Here is a 19,229-nt window from a genome sequence, read left to right as displayed (position 1 = left end):
TGGCTTAGGTTCTCAGTCGTTCGATGGCCTGAGCAAGGGCGACATAGAGCTTGCCCATATCGGACGACAGCAAGGTAACACCCAGCGGAGACCCGTCGCGCTGGACCAGGATCGCGCGCAGCATCGCTTCGAAATCATGAATGTAGCGGTTCACCTGCTCGCGAAAGGCCATGTCCGCCTCATAGAGACGGCTGATCTCCCGCGTCTCGCCGCTATCGAGCAGCCGCACCGCCCGCCGGGTGAAGATGCCGCGATCGCCCTTGAGATAGGCCGACCATGCGCTGTCCGACACTTCGGCGGAGAAGGCCTTGGTGATGTCGATCGACGCGGAGTTGAGCGATTCGATCAGCAGCGACACCCGGCGGGCGAAGCTGTCCTTGTCGGCATCCTCGCGTTCGATCCGAGCTTCCTCGATCCGGCTCTCCACCGTGGCAGTCGACTCGGCGATCGCCAGCATCTGGCGAGTCAGTCGTTCGGACGTGCGTTGCGCCGACTCCGCTGCCGCGTCGCCGGCGTCGATGATCGCGGCGATCTGCTGATCCAGGGCCATGGAGGATGCGCGCCGCATTGCCTCGACGCTGGCATTTTCCAGCGCCGTCGCCGCTTCGGGAATGACCGAAGCGAGCGTCTCGCGGGCGCGATCCGCCGCGGCGCTGGCGGTGTCGCGGACTCGCAGCAGCGCTTCGACCAGGCGTGGTGCGGCTTCGTCGGCGAAGCGATGGGTCTGGCCGATCGTCTCCTCGACCATTTCGCCGAGCGCATTCGCCCTGGCGCGGCCGCTGGCGAGCGTCTCGATCAGCGTGTTGGACAGCGTGTCGATCGTGTCGCGCTGCGTGGCGATGGCCTGAGCAATCGCCGCGACCGCTTCATGCGTGTTTTCGGCGGCGGTGACGAGCGCCAGCAATTCCGGCGTCGCATCGCCGACCATGCGCCGGCTGTCGGAAATCCGCGCATCGAGCCGCGCCAGGGCGCCGGGCAATGTCTCGTCGATCTCGCGCGCCGCCGCATCGAGCGCCGTCAGCAACCGCTCGGTCGTGCCGATCGCCGTGGTCGCGATCGCATCGCCGGTCTTCAGCGCAGCGGTCATCGCATCGGCCGATCCGCCGAGCGCGCCGATCGAGGCGGAAAGATGCTCGGTCCGGTCGACGCCCTGCGCGTGAAGCGCGTCGAGCTGGCGGGAGACCCGCGTCAGCCCGGTGTCGAGTTCGCCAATCACCATCTCGCTGGCGACGCGCTGCTCGCCCAGACGGGCCGCGATCCGGTCGATGATCTGTTCGATCGTGCCGATGCGCGCCGCGAGCGCCTCGACACTGTCCCGGCTGGCACGGTCAAGCGCTGCCTGGTTGGTGCCGAGCATCGCCAGCATCGCCTCGCCCTGCGCGGCAATACCCTTGCGCGCTTCGTCCACCGCTCCCGCGGTGCGGCCGAGCAGTCCGTCGACCGCGGCTGACATGTCACCGGTGACTGCCTCGAGGCGCGCGCCAGCCGTCTCGCTCGTCGCTTCCATGCGGGTGATGTGTGCGGCAAGCCTCTGCGCCGCGCCGCCCGCGACGGCGTCTGCTTCCCGCCCCCGTTCGGCCAGGGCGACCAGTTGGGCGTCGAGCGCACTGGCATGGCGGCCCGCGGAGATTCCCGTCTGTTCGAGCAGCCTGGTCAGGTCCTCGGTTTCGTCATGCGCCTTGGGCAGGGTGGCGAGCAAGATGGCGAGGCTTTTTTCCGCGGCGGCGGCGGCGGCGGCCAGCTTGCGCGCCTGAGCGTCAGCCAGATCGACCTGCTCGGCAATGCCGGTCCCGATGCCGGTCAGCTTTGCGGCCGCGCCGTCGCCGATCGCCATCAGGCTGGAGGATTGCTCGGCGAGCCTGGTCCGGTTCGCGTCGATCGCGTTGCACAAGGCCGCGACCGTGCGTTCCAGGCTGGCCGCCTCGGCGCGCATGGCTTCGGCGGTACGGCCGAAGCGCCGCGCCTCGGCGGTGCTGGTCCGGAGCGCCAGCAACATCAGGATGCCGATCAGCGCCGGGGGCACGCACAAGGCCGCGATGAAACCGGTCAGCTCGATCGGCAATGCGCGCTGCAGGCTCGGCCACGCCAGCCACAGCATGCCTGCGATCCAGCCGAGCGAGACGAGAATGCCGAGCGTGGGAACGATCCACCGTACGCGCTGCGGCGCCGGCTCGTCGTCATAGTCATCGATATACTGGTGCGGCTCGACCGTTTCGACCGTGGCAGGGTCCGGTGACGCCGCAGCTTCAGCGGGCGCTTTGGGACCGTTACCTGGTCGAAGATCGATGATGCGCGAACCCCCGTTCATATCAGCTGTTTATCACGATTTCTGCCTGCGGAAAGAGAATAGCGAAACCTTGTCTTAAGCGCTTCTGCGTAGAAACACAGGCATGGCGTACGATCCTGGTGCAATCGATGCGACTCTGGCGGCCGCGGTGGGCGACGAGCCCCAGCTGATCGCTGAGCTTCGCGAAGCCTTTCTCGACGGTGTCCGGCGCGGTCTCGACACCCTCCAGAGCGCCGAAGGTGATGACGAATGGCGGCGTGCTGCGGCACGTCTCAAGGGCCTCGCCGCGAGCTTCGGCGCCATTGCCCTGATGGACATCGCGTCCGAGGCGACCGAGGCGCGCGCGCCGGACGAAGGCCTGCTTCGTCGCCTGCGCCAGGCAGCGAAATGCCTCTGAATATCGCCACCTTTGCCAATGGCGATGGTTCAGCCTAACAGCTCAGCATGTTGGCCGGGCTGATTTTCGCGACCGAGGATGCCGTTGACCGGCCCGGTACGCTTGCCGCGACCTTGCCGTTCGGCGGGTTGACCCTGATCGAATTCCAGGCGCGGTTGCTCGTCGCGGCGGGCGCGTCGCAGCTCGTCCTCGTCATCGCCCGGCTTACGCCCGAGCTGCTCGGTGCGATCAACCGGATCGGACGGCGCGGCGCATCGGTCGATGCCGTTCGCACCGCCACCGAGGCGGCGGAGAAGCTGCACCCTCTGTCACGGGTGCTGGTCGTCGCCGATGGCGTGATGACGACCGGAGAGGTCGTGGCTTCGCTGGCTGCCGAACATGGGGACGCGTTGCTCGTCATCGACGACCAGGGTAGTGGCGCACCGTTCGAACGGGTCGGCGCGCTGACCGCCTGGGCCGGCATGGCGCTGCTCGATGCGAAACGGATCGCCGAGGTCGCGGCGATGCCGAAGGACTATGATTTCCAGTCGACCCTGCTCCGTGTCGCGGCACAGGCTGGTCCGGCACAGATTCGCCTGCCGGCCGGTGCCGCAGGTGAAGCGCATGGCATCGAACGCGATTCGCGCCGGTTGGCGGAACGCGGCAAGGTGATCCTGTCGGCGCTGACGCCCGCTCCGACGCGCTGGGCCGACCGGTTCGTGCTGGCACCGCTGGCGCGCTTCGCCCTGCCGCATATGGTAGCGCGGAATATTTCCAGCATCGCCGTTACTGCTCTGGCGTTAACTCTGGCGGTCGCCGGATTCGCGGCGCTCTTTTTCGGATGGTCGATCGCCGGTTTGGGGCTGTCGATCGTCGCCCTGGTCGCGTTGGCGGTGGGGATGACCGCTTCGGCCTTGCGGGACGAGGCGATCCAGCTACGCGTTCAGCAAGGCGCGATGCTGGCGGTGCCGGCACTGTCTGCCCTGCTGCTGGGCCGGGGCTCGACCGCCGGTCTGATCGCGGCGAGCAGCGCGATCGTGGCGGCGGGGCTGGCCGAACGGGCCGGCAATGCGCGACTTCGCCGCCGCTGGTGGGCGAGCCCGGCCGCTTATCCGATGCTGATGCTTCCCCTGGTCGCGATCGGGCAACCGCTCGCTGCCCTCCTAGTCGCGGGAATCTGTGCCGTTGCGACACTGGGCGCCGCCATTGAGGGTCTTCGCGAAAAACCTTAGTGTCATATTAAGGATGTTTTCGTAGCAGGGGCGCATGTCGAGCGATGTTGGCGACATGGATGATGGCGCCCGTTGGGGGGCTGGCCAGCCGGCCGCGCGCGAGGCGGCAGTGGAGCTTTGCGCCGATGAAAGATTGGCGGTCGCAATCAACGATTTCTTCCTCCCCGCTGAAGCGCGGCTCGACGAACGATTGCGCTCGGCCCTGGCGGGTATGCTCGGCGCGCTCGTTACCACTGTCGAGAAATTGGTGGGCCATCATGCCGCCCGCCTGCTCGCCGCGCGTGGGGCGCCGGTGCTTTCCAAGGCGTTGGCCCATGGCGATCCGTTCGTTCTGGAGAGGCTCAGCGCATCGGGCCTGTTGCGCGATGCCGAGCTGATGCGTGAGCTGGTCGGCCGGGCGCGACAGGACGTGCTTGCCGCCGGCTTGCCCGTCACCGCGCCGGAGAACCACGGTGGCCTCAGCGTGCTCGCCCGCTTGGCCCAGGATCCCGACGGCGTGGTCGCCGCCGCGGCCATGGCACTGTTTGCCGCGGAGAACCGCCGTCATGGCGACGCCGTTACGACGTCGGCGCGTGCTGACCTTCCCGCCGGGCTGCACCATCGCCTGACATGGTGGACGGCGGCCGCGCTCCGCGCGCATTTCGCCGAAGCGGCGGGTGACGATCTCGCGATACTCGACCGCGCGCTGGTGGATGCTGCCACACGCAGCATCTCCTCTCATGATGAAGGCGGTCGGCTCGAAGTGGCGGCAATGCGCCTTGCCGCGGCCCTCGATACACGCGCCGACGAACGCGCCCGGCTGCTGATCGAAGCCCTGCTGGACCGCCGCCTGTCATTGGTCGTGGCGCTGATCGGCCACGCGCTCGGCCTGAATTACACCGATGCGCGAGAGATACTGCTCGACCCAGGCGCCGACCGCCTGTGGCTGGTGTTGCGTGCCTTGGAGCTCGATCGGGAATCGATTGCGCGGATCGCGCTCGCGCTGAGCGAAGCCGATCCCCGCCGCGATATCGAGCGCTTCGCCGAACAGCTCGACGCGATCGCTGCCACATCATCGGCACATGCGCTGGCGGCGCTCGCGCCGTTGTTGCTGCCTCCCGATTATCGTGCCGCGCAGCGTGCGCTGGCGGCGGGGAGGGCACGGCCCTGCACGTGAGCGATCCGGTGCTGGCGCCCGTGCTTGGGATGGTCGATCGCGCCGGCCGGCTGGTCCAGGCCGACCAGCGGCTGATCGACCTCAACAGCCGCGCGGGCGGCGGGATCGGCCAACCAGTCGCGATCCCCCAGATCGCGACGCTGGCGCGGCTCGCGCAGCGTCTCGGCATCCTCGTCTCGCGTGGCCTGATCGTCGCGGACGGTGACGACGATGTCGAGCTATGGGTCCGCGCTGAGCCCGAGGCGGCCGGCATGCGCCTGAGGATCACTGGCTGGCGCAGCCGGGCCGCCTGGCATCCCGACACGATGCAGGTCGAGCGCGAGGGCGATTTCCTGCGCAGTTCGGGCGAGTGGACATGGGAAACGGATTCGGCGCTGCGCATCACCTCGCTTCCAGTCAGCGCCGGGGTAAGGCATGGTTTCGATTCGGCGTCGATGCTCGGCCAGCCGTTGAGCCGCCTGTTCGCGTTCGACGATGATCGGGCGGAAGCGTTCCCGATTCTGGACGGTCCGGCGATGCACCGCCGTCTCGATGATCAGCGTGCGACGATCCGCGCGACTGGCCGGCCGGTCCGGCTGTTGGCGGCGGCGCGCACGGACGTTGCCGGCGCCTTTGCCGGCTTCGTCGGCGCCGCGCACATGATCAAGGATGCACCGGCTGCCGTCCCGCACTCCACGCAATTCGAGGATCTGACTGAAGCCCTTGCCGCGAGGCTCGACCGGGCGCTGCGCGGTCCGCTTGACCGCATCATCGCCAATGCCGACAGCATCAACGCCCGGTCGGATGGGCCGCTGCATCAGGATTATGCGACTTATGCGGCGGATATCGCGAGCGCGGGCCGACATCTGATGGGCCTGGTCGACGACCTGGTCGATTTGCGGGCGATCGAACATCCCGATTTCACCGTCGCGAAGGAAGCCCTCGATCTTGCCGACGTCGCGCGTCGGGCGGCGGCCCTGCTCGATGGGTGCGCTTCCGCGGCGCAGGTGCGCATCGACAAGCCGGCTTCGCAGGACATGCTGCCGGCGACGGGCGAGTTTCGCCGGGCGGTGCAGGTGCTGGTCAACCTGATCGGCAATGCGGTGCGCTATTCGCCGCGCGACGGCATGGTGCGGATTCGTGTCGAGCACCAGAACGGCATCGCCGCCGTGAGCGTGGCGGACCAGGGCAAGGGTATCGAAGTCGCGGACCAGGCCCGCATCTTCGAGAAGTTCGAACGGGTCGATTCACGCGAGGCTGGCGGTAGCGGGCTGGGGCTCTATATCGCGCGCAAGCTGGCGCGCGCCATGAGGGGTGACGTGACGGTCGACAGCGCGCCGGGGCAGGGCGCCCGGTTCGTCTTCACGCTGCCCTATCGGGAATGATCGGGCGTCGCTGCTACCGCCGCCCGATCCGGATCAGCACGATGCCGACAACCGCCAGCAACGCGCCCCACAGCGCCCAGATGCGCTGATCGATCATGAAGCTGGACGCCGGCCACTGGATATAGCCCGTGCCCTGGCCGATCCACAGCAGCCCCATCAGCAGCACGAGGATGCCGCCGATGGTGACTGCGGTGCGCATCACCGGCTCGCGACCGGCGTGTAATCGCGCTGCGTCGGGCCGGTATAGAGCTGACGCGGGCGACCGATCTTCTGCGCGGGATCGGAGATCATCTCGTTCCACTGCGCGACCCAGCCGACGGTGCGGGCAAGGGCGAAGAGCGCGGTGAACATCGTCGTCGGGAAGCCGATCGCCGACAGGATCACGCCCGAATAGAAATCGACGTTCGGGAACAGCTTCTTCTCGATGAAGTATGGATCGTTGAGCGCCATTTCCTCGAGGTGGAGCGCCACGTCGAACACCGGATCGTTGACGCCCAGCGCGCCGAGCACTTCGCGTACGGTCTGCTGCATCACCGTCGCGCGCGGATCGTAGTTCTTGTAGACGCGGTGGCCGAAGCCCATCAGGCGGAACGGATCGTTCTTGTCCTTGGCGCGCTCGATATAATGCGGGATGCGATCGACCGTGCCGATCTCGCGCAGCATGTTGAGCGCCGCCTCGTTGGCGCCGCCATGCGCCGGGCCCCACAGGCAGGCGATGCCGGCCGCGATGCAGGCGAACGGGTTCGCGCCCGACGAGCCGGCGAGGCGGACGGTCGAGGTCGACGCGTTCTGCTCATGATCGGCGTGCAGGATGAAGATGCGGTCGAGCGCCTTTTCCACCACCGGGTTCACCACATAGGGCTCGGCCGGGACGCCGAACGTCATGCGCAGGAAGTTGCCGGTGTAGGACAGGCTGTTGTCCGGGTAGAGGAAGGGCTGGCCGACCGAATATTTATACGCCATCGCCGCGATCGTCGGCATCTTCGCGATCAGCCGGTGGCTGGCGATCATGCGCTGGTGCGGATCGGTGATGTCGGCCGAATCGTGATAGAAGGCGGACAGCGCGCCGACGATGCCGCACATGATCGCCATCGGATGCGCGTCGCGACGGAAGCCGCGATAGAAGGTCGCGAGCTGTTCGTGCAGCATTGTGTGGCGCGAGATCGTGTAGCTGAAGCCTTCGAGCTCCTTCGCGTTCGGCAGTTCGCCGTTCAGGAGGAGATAGGAGACTTCCATGAAGCTCGACTGCTCGGCGAGCTGGCCGATCGGATAACCGCGGTGGAGGAGCACGCCCTCGTCACCGTCGATATAGGTGATCGCCGAATCGCAACTCGCCGTCGAAGTGAAGCCGGGATCGTAAGTGAACATGCCCGAATCGGCATAGAGCCGGCGGATATCGATGACGTCGGGCCCGGTACTGCCAGACATCACCGCATAGTCGTGCGCAGTTCCTGCCACGTCCAGCTTCGCGGTGTTGCTCATCGATATGTCCTTTCTCGACCCGTCAGGCAGTCATCCGGTCGGCGATGCGGCCCAGGCTTTCGTCGCGCCCGAGCAACTCGAGCACGTCGAAAATCCCGGGTGATGTCTTGCGCCCGGTCAGCGCTGCCCGCAACGGCTGCGCGACCTGCCCAAGTTTCACCCCCGCATCGTCCGCGACCCGGCGGACCGCGTCTTCGAGAGCCTCTGCATCCCAGTTGGCAACCGCGTCAAGAGCGGCATGCAGACGCGCCAGCAGCGCCGGTGCGTCGCCGGAGACGAGCGATGCTGCATCCGCGTCCATTTCCAGTGGGCGCGTGCGAAAAAGAAAGGCCGTGCCGGTCGTAAGCTCGTTGAGATTGGCCGCGCGGGGCTTCAACGACTCCATGCTGCGCTGAAGCAATTCGGCCTGCGATTCGGTGATTTCGAAACCGAGTCGCGGGATCACCAGCTCGGCCAGTCGCGCATTGTCGGCGCTGCGGATGTAATGACCGTTCAGGTTCTCGAGTTTCTTCAAATCGAACCGACTTGGTGATTTCCCGACATCCGCCAGGTCGAACCACGCGGTCGCCTGCTCGCGGCTGATGATCTCGTCGTCGCCGTGCCCCCAGCCGAGCCGGAGCAGGTAGTTGCTCAGCGCCTCGGGGAGGATGCCGAGTTCGTCGCGGTAATATTCCACGCCGACCGCGCCGTGGCGCTTCGACATCTTTCCGCCGTCGCTGCCATGGATCATCGGGATATGGGCGTAGACCGGCACTGGCCAGCCCATCGCCTTGATGATCGGCAGCTGCCGGAAGGCATTGTTGAGATGGTCGTCGCCGCGGATGACGTGAGTCACGCCCATGTCGTGATCGTCGACCACGACCGCGAGCATATAGGTCGGTGTGCCGTCCGAGCGGAGCAGGACGAGATCGTCGATCTCTTCATTCTGCACGGTGACCGAGCCCTGGACCTGGTCGATGATCGTCGTCGCGCCTTCCTTGGGTGCCTTCAGCCGAACCACGAAGGGCGCGCCCTCGGGTGCCTCGGATGGATCACGGTCGCGCCAGCGGCCGTCATAGCGCATCGGCTTGCCGGCGGCCTTCTGGCTCTCGCGCAGTGCGGTCAGTTCGTCGGCGGTCGCGTAGCAGCGATAGGCATTGCCCTGCTCGACCATCTGATAGGCGACCTCGGCGTGACGCTTGGCGCGCTCGAACTGGAACACGGTCTCGCCGTCCCAGTCGAGACCGAGCCATGTCATCGAGCTGAGGATCGCGTCGATCGCCGGCTGGGTCGAGCGGGCGCGATCGGTATCCTCGATGCGCAACAGGAACTTGCCGCCATGATGGCGCGCAAACAGCCAGTTGAACAGCGCCGTGCGCGCGCCGCCAATGTGCAGATAGCCGGTGGGCGACGGCGCGAAGCGCGTCACCACTGCGGACGTGTCGGGCGTGCCGGTATCGGCCGCCGCGGTATCAGACCTTGCGCCCAAACGCGCTTGCTCCCAGACTTGAAAATCGATGGCCAGTACAGCCGCCGAGGCCACTAGCACGCGACCCCGGCTCCTTCAAATCGGGGCTGGCGCCCGGTTGCGCAAGGCCAAGGCAGGGCTGGAGCTGTGGCTCGAAGCCGAGCGCGATCAGCTTTTCCTGTGGGTGCCGGTGTCGTTCGGGGCGGGGATCGCTGCGTGGCTCGTGTTGCCTGATCCGGCATGGTGGTGGACGCTGTTGCTCGCGCTGGCCGGCGTGGCGCTATTCGCGATTGCCGTCGGGCGTGGTGGGCGGGCCGGGCGCGTGGTGGCGGTGGGGTCGCTGCTCGCGGCGGCGGGGCTGGCGCTGATCTGGTGGCGGGCGGAGAGTTCGGACGGACAGGTGCTGGCACGTCCGGTGATCGCGACCTTCGAGGCGCGGGTGGAACGAGTCGAGCCGCTGCCGTCGCGCGATCTGGTGCGGCTGCGGCTGACGCCGGTTCGTGTCGTGGCCGTTCCGGCGCGTCCCGGACGCAAGGACACGCGGCCGCTGCCGACCTTGCCGCAGCATGTCCGCGTCAACCTCGCCGAGGCGGATGTGCCGGCCGGGCTGTCGCGGGGCGCGACGATCCGGCTCGGCGCGCGGCTGATGCCGCCACCCCAGCCTGCGGTGCCGGGGGCGTATGATTATGCGCGTGTCGCCTGGTTCGATGGGATAGGCGCTACCGGGCGTGGCTTCGGGCCGGTCAGCATCGTCGGCCCGGGTGTGTCCAGCGGTGCGGGCCTGCGCGAAAGGCTGTCGAAACACATCCAGGCGAGCGCGCCGGGCGGCGGCGGGGCGATTGCGGCGGCGCTGGCGACCGGGGACCAGGGCGGCATCTCCGAGGAGGATGCCGAAGCGATGCGCCGGTCGGGGCTGGCGCATCTCCTATCGGTCAGCGGGCTGCACATCACTGCGGTGGTCGGCGCAGTGATGCTATTGGTGTTGCGGTTGCTCGCGCTCAGCCCGTGGCTGGCGCTGCGTTTCCGCCTGCCGCTGATCGCTGCCGGGGCGGGTGCAGTGGCGGCGATCGGTTATACCTGGCTGACCGGCGCCGAGGTGCCGACGGTCCGATCCTGCGTCGCGGCGCTGCTGGTACTGATCGCGATGGCGATGGGGCGCGAGGCGATTACCCTGCGGCTGGTCGCGGCCGGTGCCTTCATCGTGCTGCTGCTCTTCCCCGAGGCGCTGGCCGGGCCGAGCTTCCAGCTCTCCTTCGCGGCGGTCGCGGCGATCGTCGCGCTGCATGAGCATCCGCGAGTGAAGGCATGGTTCGCGCCGCGCGAGCAGGCGTGGTGGCAGAAGCTCGGGCGCACGCTTCTGTCGCTGCTGCTGACCGGCGTGGTGGTCGAGCTGTCGCTGATCCCGATCGCGCTGTTCCACTTCCACAAGGCGGGCATTTACGGCGCGGTCGCCAATATCGTCGCGATCCCGCTGACCACCTTCATCGTCATGCCGCTCGAGGCGCTCGCGTTGTTGTTCGACCTGGCCGGGATCGGCGCGCCCCTGTGGTGGCTGACGGCGCGGTCGCTCGACCTGCTGCTGTGGATCGCGCATGCTACCGCGAGCATCCCCGGATCGGTCGCGGCGCTACCGGCGATGCCGGGTGGGGCTTTCGGGCTGATGGCGTTCGGCGGACTCTGGGTCGCCTTGTGGCGGACGCGCTGGCGGCGGCTCGGCGGCGTGCCGTTCGCGATGGGCGCGGCTTGGGCGCTGACGACGCCGACGCCCGACCTGCTCGTCACCGGCGACGGCCGGCATGTGGCGATCCGCACGGCGCGGGGCGGGCTGGCGCTGCTGCGTGATCGGGTCGGCGACTACACGTCGGACATGCTGGCGGAGAATAGCGGGGTGGACGGCGAGCCCCTGTTCCTCGCCGATCAGCCAGAGGCGCGGTGCAGCCGCGATCTCTGCCTGGTCGAGCAGAAAGCGGGCGGCCGGAGCTGGCGGATCCTCGCGACGCGGAGCGCCTATCTGGTGCCGGCGGGCGAGCTGATCGCGGCATGCGCCACCGCCGATATCGTGGTCAGCGAGCGCTGGCTGCCCGATGGCTGCCGCCCGCGCTGGCTAAAGCTAGACCGCGACATGCTGGCCAAGACCGGTGGTGTCGCGGTGACGCTGCGTACCGGCCATGTCACCACCGTGTTGCAGCCGGGCGACCGCCACCCCTGGCGGGTGGCGGCGCCCGTCCCGGTCAGACGTAGCGGCGGAGCAGGCCGGCGAGCTTACCCTGCACGCGCACCTGATGTGGAGAATAACGCTGCGGATCGTATGCGCGGTTCGCCGGATCGAGGCGGATCATCGCGCCTTCCTTCCGGAAATATTTGAGCGTCGCTTCGCTGTCGTCGATCAGTGCCACGACGATCTCCCCGTCGCGGGCGGTGTCGGCGCGGCGGATGAGCGCATAATCGCCGTCGAGGATGCCGGCATCGACCATCGAGTCACCCGAGACCTCAAGCGCATAATGTTCGCCGCCGCCGAGCAGGGCCGCGGGCACCGCGAGCATCGACTGGCCCTCGAACGCCTCGATCGGCACGCCGGCGGCGATCCGGCCGTGCAACGGGATCTCGATCACGTCGTTCGCAGGCTCGGGGAGCTTCTTCACATTGCCGGTCGGTGCCGCAACCGCAGCGCCAGCCTTGCGTGCTGCCTCGGGTCGTTCCGGCATGCGCAGCACCTCGAGTGCGCGGGCGCGGTTGGGCAGGCGGCGGATGAACTTGCGTTCCTCCAGCGCGCTGATCAGGCGGTGCACGCCCGATTTGGACTTGAGGTCGAGCGCCTCCTTCATTTCCTCGAACGAGGGCGAAACGCCGCTCGCCTCGAGCCGGTCGTTGATGAAGCAGATCAGCTCGTGCTGCTTGCGGGTAAGCATCCCAATTCCTCCGTCGGAACAGACTGGGAACGTTTATGCAATGTTCCGGTGCCGTGTCAAGCGAATGGAAGGATTTCCACCACTTCGCCCGCGCCGAGCGCCGGCGCATGGGGCGCGCGGACGATCAGGCAGTCGGCGCGGGCGAGAGTCAGCAGCATCGAACTGTCCTGAATGCTGGCGGCGAAGACATGGCCGTCGCGGATCGCGGCGCGCAGATAGTCCTGGCGGTGGTCGTTCGCCGGCAGGTCTTCGCCGAGGATCGCGGTGGCGGTGCGCGGGAACGGATCGGGCGCGCCCGCCATGGTGGCGATCAGCGGGCGGAGGAACAGGAAGGCGGTGACGAAGGCCGAGACCGGGTTGCCCGGCAGGCCGAGCACCACCGCGCCGCCGAGCCGGCCCGCCATCATCGGCTTGCCCGGGCGGAGCGCGATCCGCCAGAAATCGATGCTGCCGCCCGCGGCAGCGAGCGCAGGGCGGACCAGATCGTGATCGCCAACCGAGGCGCCGCCGGTGGTGACGAGGATGTCGGCATCGACCGCGGCAAAGGCGGCCGTGGTCACGTCGAGTCGATCAGGCAGGATACCGAGGTCGATCACCTCGACGGGCAGGTCGGCCAGCAGTGCGGCCAGCATGGCGCCGTTCGACTCGGGCAGCGCGTCTTCCGTCGGCGCGGTGCCGGGTGCGACCAGCTCGTCGCCGGTCGCGACGATCGCGACACGAAGGCGGCGGGTGACGGGGAGAGCCCCGTGCCCGCCGGTCGCCGCCACCGCGATGCGGGCCGGCGTGAGGCGCGCGCCCTGAGGGATGAGCAGGTCGCCGGCGGAGAAGTCGAGGCCCTTGCGGCGGGTGTTCTTGCCCTTGGCGCCGGGCCCTTCGCCGGTGAGCAGGATCAGGTCGCCCTCCTGGCTGGCCTCTTCCTGCACCAGCACGGTGTCAGCGCCGGCGGGCATTGCGGCGCCAGTGAAGATACGCGCCGTCTCCATCGTGCTGATCTCGCCGGCGAAGGGCCGGCCGGCAGCACTCTCGCCGACCAGGGTGAAGGGGCCGGGCAGGTCGGCGAAGCGGATCGCATAGCCGTCCATCGCCGAGAGATCGCTGGCAGGTTGAGTGCGCAGGGCGAGTATGTCGCGGGCGGCCCAGCGCCCCGCGGCCTCACGCAGGAGCGCGGTCTCCGCATCGACAGAGGGAGCTAGCGCGAACAGACGGGCCTGGGCTTCGGCGACGGGGATCATCCCGCCTCCCTATCCGGCGAGGCGCCACGGGTCGAGACGCAGCCGCGTCAGTTACCGCTACCATCTTCGAAACGAGTGTTATAGCAATCGCTTCGGTAGCAAACTGGCCGCGATCAAGTCGGCGGGGTGCTTCGCATGGCCATGGGCCATGTCACGGGGGAAGATGCATGACGCAAGCACCGGCGCCTGACGCCTATAATCGTACTGCCCTGTTCTGGATCTGCGTGCTGGCGCTGTTCACCGCCGCGGTCGCCTTTTCGATGCGCACCGCCGCGTCGGATGCGATCCGCCAGGCCGTGTTCGATCCGATCGACCCGGCCAATTCGGGCCGGATGATCGGCGGGGCGCTCGGCGCGGCGTTCAGCGGCTTCGCCTTTTCGCTGCTGGTGCTGAGCCCATTCCTCGACGTGATCGGGGCGAAGCGGGTGCTGCTGCTGGCGGCGTGCAGCTTCGTCGGCGGGTCGCTGCTGATGGTGCTCGCGCCCGGCATGGGCAGCGGCGCGGGCATCGGGACGCTGGTGACGCTCGGCATGGCGCTGACGGGCGTGGGCTGGGGCTGCACCGAGGCGTCGATCAACCCTATGACGGCGGCGCTCTATCCGGCGGACAAGACTCACCGGCTGAACGTGCTGCACGCCTGGTGGCCGGCGGGCATCGTCGTCGGCGGGCTGGCGAGCATCGGCGTGGGGCAGATCGGGCTCGACTGGCGCTGGGACATCGCGCTGATCATGGTGCCGGGCGTCGCCTTCGGCCTGTGGACGCTCACCCAGAAATTCCCGCCGACCGAAAGCGCCGCGCTGGGCGTGGGGTTCGGCGAGATGATCGCGGTGCCGTTCAAGCGGCCGACCTTCTGGATCTTCTTCGCGATCATGTTCCTGACGGCGTCGGCCGAGCTGGCGCCGGGTTCCTGGGTGGACGTCGCGCTCACGCATACGGTGGGCATGAAGGGCATCCTCCTGCTCGTCTATGTGTCGGCGATCATGTTCGTGATGCGGCATTTCGCCGGCGTGCTGTCGCACCGCGTGTCCGACATGGGGCTGTTGTGGCTGTGCACCATACCGGCCGGCCTGGGTCTGTATCTGTTGAGCGTCGCCTCCTCGCCGGTGACGGCGCTGGTCGCCGCGACGGTGTGGGCGGTGGGTGTCGCCTTCATGTGGCCGACGATGATCGCGGCGGTGGCCTATCGCTATCCGCGCGGCGGGGCCTGGACGATCGGGCTGGTCGGTTTTGCCGGCGCGATGGCGATCCAACTGGTGCTGCCCAAGCTCGGCGCGATCTACGACAAGGCCAAGCTTGAGCGGGCAGGGGGCGAGGCGGCGTTCGCCGCGCTTCAGCCGGGGCCGGTGCTGAACGACGTGCTGGCCTATGCCGCGACGCGGTCCTTCCAGGTCGTGGCGCTGATCCCGGTCGTGCTGTTCGTGATCTTCGGCGTGGTGCGGATCCTCGAGCGGAAACGCCGGCTTGGCGGCGGAGACAGCTGAACCGCGCTACCCAAGCGCGACCGCGCTGCTATGCTCCGGCTTTGGCGTCGGGAGGTTGAGAGCATGCGGTTGTTGAGCGGGCTTGGTCTCTGGGTTTTGTCGCTGGTCGCACTGGCGCCAGCCCAGGCCGAGACGATCGCCTTTACTGGTGCACGCGTAATCGACGGCACCGGCAAGGCACCGATCGCGAACGGCGTGGTGGTGGTGACCGACGGCAAGATCGTCGCGGTCGGCACCAAAGCGGGGACCCGGGTCCCCGCCGGTGCCACGGTGATCGACGTGACCGGCAAGACGATCATGCCCGGCATCGTCAACGCGCATGGCCATCTGTTCTTCGACGCGAAGTCGGCGGTGCCGCCACGCACCCAGCTCACCGACCAGTTGGCGCTCTACGCCCGCTACGGCGTCACCACCGTCTACAGCCTGGGCGATGACGGGGTGGAAACGGTGAAGCTGCGCGACGAACTGCGCACCGCGCCGTACGGGCCCGGCATGGCCCGGCTCTACGTCTCCGGCCCGGTACTCACGGCGAAGACGCCCGAGGAAGGCCGCGCGACCGTCACGGCCAATGCCGCGCGCGGCGTCGACATCATCAAGATCCGGCTGGAAGGGCCGCCCGACGCGCCGATCCGCACCCCGGCCGTCTATGGCGCGATGATCGACCAGGCGCATCTCGAGAAGCTGCGCATCGCCGTCCATATGTTCACCGCCGACGAGACCAAGGGCGTGGTCGATGCCGGCGCCGACATCCTGGCGCACAGCATCCGCGACCGGGACGTCGACCCGGCGTTGATCGCCGCGATCAAGGCGAACGGCGTGGGCTATATTCCGACCCTGACGCGCGACCTTTCCGTGTTCGTGTATGAATCCACCCCCGATTTCACGAGCGATCCGTTCTTCACGAAGGAAGCGGCCTATCGCGCGCCGCTCGCCCCGCTGCTCGATCCCGAGGCCCAGGCCAAGGTGAAGGCAAGCGCCAGCGCGCAGGCGATCAAGCCGGCGCTGGAACAGGCCAAGCGCAACCTCAAGCTGCTGTCCGATGCCGGCGTGCAGATCGCGATGGGCACCGATACCGGCRCCCCCACCGGCCGCTGGCAGGGCTATTTCGAGCATCTTGAAATGCAGATGATGGTCGAGGCCGGCCTGACGCCGATGAAGGTGCTGGTCGCCGCGACAGGCGGGGCGGCCAAGGTGATGCACATCGACGACATGGTTGGCACCTTGCGGCCCGGGCGCCAGGCCGACCTGCTGGTGCTCGGGGCCAATCCGCTGGCCGATATCCGCAACACGCAGAGCCTGGAGCAGGTCTGGATCGCCGGTCGCAAGCTCGACTGATTCCCACGACGGCGCGCGATTTTTAGCGCCGTTTCAGACATTGTTTTTTGTTCCGCTGTTATATTGGATTTTCGGCTCGATTTTTCGCTCTGTTCGCAGCGCGTTAGGTCGCGTTTCCCTGTTACGGCATAACAGCGGAAAATCGGTCGATTTTGACGGAAAAAACGCGGGAAATAGCGGTTGCTTTCCACTGTAGCGCGCAGGCCGAGCCGCCACCATTCATGTTACGATGAGAAAGAACGCCGGCTGCCCGGGGCGCCGCGCTCGCACGGATCACTTCCGGATTGAATCGACCAGATCGTTCCATCTAGGAAATGACTCTGTCATTCCACGGTCTTATTCCGCGCCTAGGGGCCCGGTCCGTGGGGCTCGTCCAGCGAAATCGATAACGATTCGGGGGACCGTGACGTTCGTCTCGGTCCGGAAAAGCCGCGCGTCTTGTTCAGATTAAAAGGGGTTCCCCGTGTCCAGATCCACCGTTGCCAAATCTTCCCTCCTGTTCGGCGCCGCTATCAGCGCGCTGCTCTGTTCGACCGGGGCCTCCGCCCAGGAGGCCGCCGCGCCGGTGGCGCAGGAGTCGGCGGACGTCGGGCTGAATGACATCGTGGTGACGGCGGAACGGCGCCCCGAGACGCTGCTGAACACGCCGCTGTCGGTCACGGCGCTCACCGGTGACTCGCTGCGCTCCTTCCAGACCGGCGGCGACGACATTCTCTCGCTCTCCGGCCGCGTGCCCGGCCTGTATGCCGAGACGACGACCGGCCGCATCTTCCCGCGCTTCTACATCCGCGGCCTCGGCAATATCGATTTCTATCTCGGCGCGTCGCAGCCGGTATCGATCATCCAGGACGATGTCGTGCTCGAGCATGTCGTGCTGAAGTCGAACCCGGTGTTCGACGTGGCGCAGACCGAAGTGCTGCGCGGACCGCAGGGATCGCTGTTCGGCCGCAACACCACGGCGGGCATCATCAAGTTCGACACGATCAAGCCGACCCAGGAGTTCGAAGGCCGCGGGCAATTCTCCTATGGCAGCTACAACACGATCACGGCCGATGCCGGCGTGGGCGGCCCGATCGTCAAGGACCTGCTCGCGTTCCGCGTCTCGGCGCTGTACCAGCACCGCGACGACTGGGTCGACAATGTCTTCACCGGCACCAGCGCCGACGGCACCGTCTCGCCGAAGAAGGACGCGATGGGCGGCTTCGACGAGCGCGACATCCGTTTCCAGCTGCTGTTCACGCCGGGCGACCGCTTCTCGGTCAACGTCTCCGCGCATGCCCGCGATTATGACGGCACCTCCACCCTGTTCCACCGCGCCGCGCTGAAGAAGGGTTCGAACAGTGTCGACGCCGAGCCGCGCGACAAGGTCGCGTTCGACGAAGCGATGAACAACCCGCAAGCCTACACCACCTATGGCGAGTCGGTTCGCGCCGCCTATGATTTTGGCGGCGTCGTGCTGACCTCGATCAGCGCATACGAGACGACGTCGGGCTTCAGCCGCGGCGACACGGACGGCGGCGCGGCGGCCAATTTCGGCGGCACCGGCTTCGGCGAGTCGCAAGGCAATGTGCGCAATCTCGATCAGTTCACCCAGGAAGTCCGGCTCGCCAGCGACGGCGACAGCCGCTTCAAGTGGCAGATCGGCGGCATGTATTTCGATTCTCGCGACATCACCGATTTCTACCAGCGCGCCTATTTCCTCACCACCGCCGCGCGCAACCCGAACAACTGGGTGCGGTTGCATGACGTGAACACCTCCTGGGCGGCGTTCGGCCAGCTCAGCTACGAGATCCTGCCGAGCCTGACGCTCACCGCCGGCGGCCGCGTGACCGAGGACAAGAAGACCACCCAGCTGCTGAAGACCGCCAACAGCGCGACGAACGCGGTGACCTATACCGGCCGCCGCTTCGTCGAGTTGAAGGACACGCAGCCGAGCTGGGATTTCAGCGCGCTCTACCAGGTCAATCCGGACGTGAGCCTCTATGCCCGTGTCGCGCGCGGTTTCCGCGGCCCGACCATCCAGGGTCGTTCGGCGGTGTTCAATTCGGACTTCACCACGGCGAATTCCGAGACGATCCTGTCCTGGGAAGCTGGCTTCAAGAGCCGGCTGTTCAACAACATGCTGAGCCTGAACGCGACGGCCTTCACCTATACGGTCGACGACATCCAGCTGAACGGCAATGATTCCAACGGCAATGGCGTGCTGTTCAATGCCGACAAGGCCAAGGCGTACGGCCTGGAAGCCGAGGCGGAGTTCCGCCCCACGTCGAACCTGAGCCTCGGCCTGGGCCTCAGCCTGCTGCACAGCGAGATCAAGGACAAGCGCGTTTATGCGCAGGTCTGCGCGCTGAACGGCGTGGTGGTCTGCACCGTGCAGAACCCGACGATCACGGTGCCGGTGTTCGGATCGCCGGCGGTGTTCGCCCAGATCGACGGCCAGCCGCTGCCGAACGCGCCGGAATATACCGTCAACTTCAACGGCCGCTACGACGTGCCGCTGGGCAATGGCGGCAAGGTGTTCGTGGCGACCGACTGGAACCTGCAGGGCTATACGAACTTCGTGCTCTACAAGACCAAGGAGTTCTATTCGGACGGCACGTTCGAAGGCGGCCTGAAGCTCGGCTACTCCGCGCCGGGCGGTGCCTATGAGGTCGCGCTGTTCGGGCGCAACATCACCAACGAGAAGAACCTGAAGGGTGTGATCGAGAACTATATGGCGGCGGTGTTCAACGAACCGCGCGTCATCGGTATCTCGGTGAGCGGCAAGTTCCGCTAAGCACCTTTATATCTTCCGTTCGTCCTGAGTAGCCGTTGAGCTTGTCGAAATGGCGTATCGAAGGACAGGCCTCACGCCATGTCCTTCGATACGGGTCTTCGTTACGCCTTCGGCTACTCAGCCCCAACTCAGGGCGAACGGAGGGTGGCCAA

Annotated in this window: 13 protein-coding genes and 1 pseudogene; 8 read left to right on the top strand and 6 right to left on the bottom strand. The window is 67.2% G+C overall.

The features are described 5' to 3' along the window. Nucleotides 1-4 precede the first annotated feature (4 nt). Entirely contained in the window at nt 5-2,308 is a 2,304-nt protein-coding gene (locus tag AC1DX5_RS18125) for a coiled-coil domain-containing protein (protein WP_478016606.1), read from the bottom strand. An 82-nt stretch (nt 2,309-2,390) separates the two neighbouring features. Between AC1DX5_RS18125 and AC1DX5_RS18120 the strand changes: the two genes are divergently transcribed. From AC1DX5_RS18120 to AC1DX5_RS18105, 4 genes are read left to right on the top strand one after another with little or no spacing between them, the layout of a single operon-like run. Next, nucleotides 2,391-2,684 carry an Hpt domain-containing protein gene (locus tag AC1DX5_RS18120; protein ID WP_465172842.1) on the top strand — a complete coding sequence of 98 codons (294 nt, stop codon included), beginning with the start codon at nt 2,391-2,393 and terminating at the stop codon, nt 2,682-2,684. 47 nt (nt 2,685-2,731) lie between these two features. Continuing rightward, nucleotides 2,732-3,895, top strand: coding sequence for a hypothetical protein (locus tag AC1DX5_RS18115; RefSeq protein WP_465172843.1), 1,164 nt, complete (start codon nt 2,732-2,734; stop codon nt 3,893-3,895). Nucleotides 3,896-3,929: 34 nt separating this feature from the next. Then, nucleotides 3,930-5,051 carry a DUF2336 domain-containing protein gene (locus AC1DX5_RS18110; RefSeq protein ID WP_478016605.1) on the top strand — a complete coding sequence of 374 codons (1,122 nt, stop codon included), beginning with the start codon at nt 3,930-3,932 and terminating at the stop codon, nt 5,049-5,051. Next, nucleotides 5,042-6,415 carry a sensor histidine kinase gene (locus tag AC1DX5_RS18105; protein ID WP_478016655.1) on the top strand — a complete coding sequence of 458 codons (1,374 nt, stop codon included), beginning with the start codon at nt 5,042-5,044 and terminating at the stop codon, nt 6,413-6,415. Before AC1DX5_RS18110 ends, AC1DX5_RS18105 begins: the two co-directional genes overlap by 10 nt. A 13-nt stretch (nt 6,416-6,428) precedes the next feature. Here the strand turns inward: AC1DX5_RS18105 and AC1DX5_RS18100 are convergent, their stop codons facing one another. The 3 genes from AC1DX5_RS18100 to gltX are packed head-to-tail and all read right to left on the bottom strand — an operon-like array spanning nt 6,429 to nt 9,365. Next, on the bottom strand, nt 6,429-6,614 hold the full coding sequence (locus tag AC1DX5_RS18100) for a hypothetical protein (RefSeq protein ID WP_465172845.1): 186 nt from the start codon (nt 6,612-6,614) through the stop codon (nt 6,429-6,431). Beyond that, nucleotides 6,614-7,897 carry a citrate synthase gene (locus tag AC1DX5_RS18095; protein WP_478016604.1) on the bottom strand — a complete coding sequence of 428 codons (1,284 nt, stop codon included), beginning with the start codon at nt 7,895-7,897 and terminating at the stop codon, nt 6,614-6,616. Before AC1DX5_RS18095 ends, AC1DX5_RS18100 begins: the two co-directional genes overlap by 1 nt. Before the next feature lie 22 nt (nt 7,898-7,919). Beyond that, complete coding sequence (gene gltX / locus AC1DX5_RS18090; RefSeq protein ID WP_478016603.1) at nt 7,920-9,365, bottom strand: glutamate--tRNA ligase; 1,446 nt, start codon at nt 9,363-9,365, stop codon at nt 7,920-7,922. A gap of 28 nt (nt 9,366-9,393) precedes the next feature. Here gltX and AC1DX5_RS18085 point away from each other — a divergent pair. Beyond that, nucleotides 9,394-11,571 (top strand): annotated as a pseudogene (locus AC1DX5_RS18085) (ComEC/Rec2 family competence protein); the annotation flags it as partial. A 4-nt stretch (nt 11,572-11,575) separates the two neighbouring features. Here the strand turns inward: AC1DX5_RS18085 and lexA are convergent. Next, complete coding sequence (gene lexA, locus AC1DX5_RS18080) at nt 11,576-12,253, bottom strand: transcriptional repressor LexA (RefSeq protein WP_478016602.1); 678 nt, start codon at nt 12,251-12,253, stop codon at nt 11,576-11,578. Nucleotides 12,254-12,309: 56 nt separating this feature from the next. Continuing rightward, a complete protein-coding gene (locus tag AC1DX5_RS18075) occupies nt 12,310-13,485 on the bottom strand; it encodes a molybdopterin molybdotransferase MoeA (protein WP_478016601.1) in 1,176 nt (391 codons plus the stop codon). A 167-nt stretch (nt 13,486-13,652) separates the two neighbouring features. On the opposite strand from AC1DX5_RS18075, the gene AC1DX5_RS18070 reads away from it, so the two are divergent. The 3 genes from AC1DX5_RS18070 to AC1DX5_RS18060 all read left to right on the top strand — a co-directional run bounded on the left by AC1DX5_RS18070 (nt 13,653) and on the right by AC1DX5_RS18060 (nt 19,077). Then, the gene (locus tag AC1DX5_RS18070) at nt 13,653-14,966 is read left to right on the top strand and encodes an MFS transporter (protein WP_478016600.1); all 1,314 of its coding nucleotides are present in this window, start codon (nt 13,653-13,655) and stop codon (nt 14,964-14,966) included. A gap of 63 nt (nt 14,967-15,029) precedes the next feature. Then, entirely contained in the window at nt 15,030-16,301 is a 1,272-nt protein-coding gene (locus tag AC1DX5_RS18065; RefSeq protein ID WP_478016599.1) for an amidohydrolase family protein, read from the top strand. Between the two features lie 463 nt (nt 16,302-16,764). Further along, entirely contained in the window at nt 16,765-19,077 is a 2,313-nt protein-coding gene (locus AC1DX5_RS18060) for a TonB-dependent receptor (RefSeq protein ID WP_478016598.1), read from the top strand. Nucleotides 19,078-19,229: the final 152 nt, after the last annotated feature.

Source organism: Sphingomonas sp. P2_B6, assembly GCF_056404755.1.
The sequence above is the reverse complement of the archived record's forward strand: the minus strand, read 5'-3'. Positions and strand labels throughout refer to the sequence as shown.

What these genes read in the sequence shown, in the direction of transcription:
- AC1DX5_RS18125 (WP_478016606.1), bottom strand. Translation starts at nt 2,308, where the DNA reads ATGAACGGGGGTTCGCGCATCATCGATCTTCGACCAGGTAACGGTCCC.
- AC1DX5_RS18120 (WP_465172842.1), top strand. Translation starts at nt 2,391, where the DNA reads ATGGCGTACGATCCTGGTGCAATCGATGCGACTCTGGCGGCCGCGGTG.
- AC1DX5_RS18115 (WP_465172843.1), top strand. Translation starts at nt 2,732, where the DNA reads ATGTTGGCCGGGCTGATTTTCGCGACCGAGGATGCCGTTGACCGGCCC.
- AC1DX5_RS18110 (WP_478016605.1), top strand. Translation starts at nt 3,930, where the DNA reads ATGTCGAGCGATGTTGGCGACATGGATGATGGCGCCCGTTGGGGGGCT.
- AC1DX5_RS18100 (WP_465172845.1), bottom strand. Translation starts at nt 6,614, where the DNA reads ATGCGCACCGCAGTCACCATCGGCGGCATCCTCGTGCTGCTGATGGGG.
- AC1DX5_RS18095 (WP_478016604.1), bottom strand. Translation starts at nt 7,897, where the DNA reads ATGAGCAACACCGCGAAGCTGGACGTGGCAGGAACTGCGCACGACTAT.
- lexA (WP_478016602.1), bottom strand. Translation starts at nt 12,253, where the DNA reads ATGCTTACCCGCAAGCAGCACGAGCTGATCTGCTTCATCAACGACCGG.
- AC1DX5_RS18075 (WP_478016601.1), bottom strand. Translation starts at nt 13,485, where the DNA reads ATGATCCCCGTCGCCGAAGCCCAGGCCCGTCTGTTCGCGCTAGCTCCC.
- AC1DX5_RS18070 (WP_478016600.1), top strand. Translation starts at nt 13,653, where the DNA reads ATGACGCAAGCACCGGCGCCTGACGCCTATAATCGTACTGCCCTGTTC.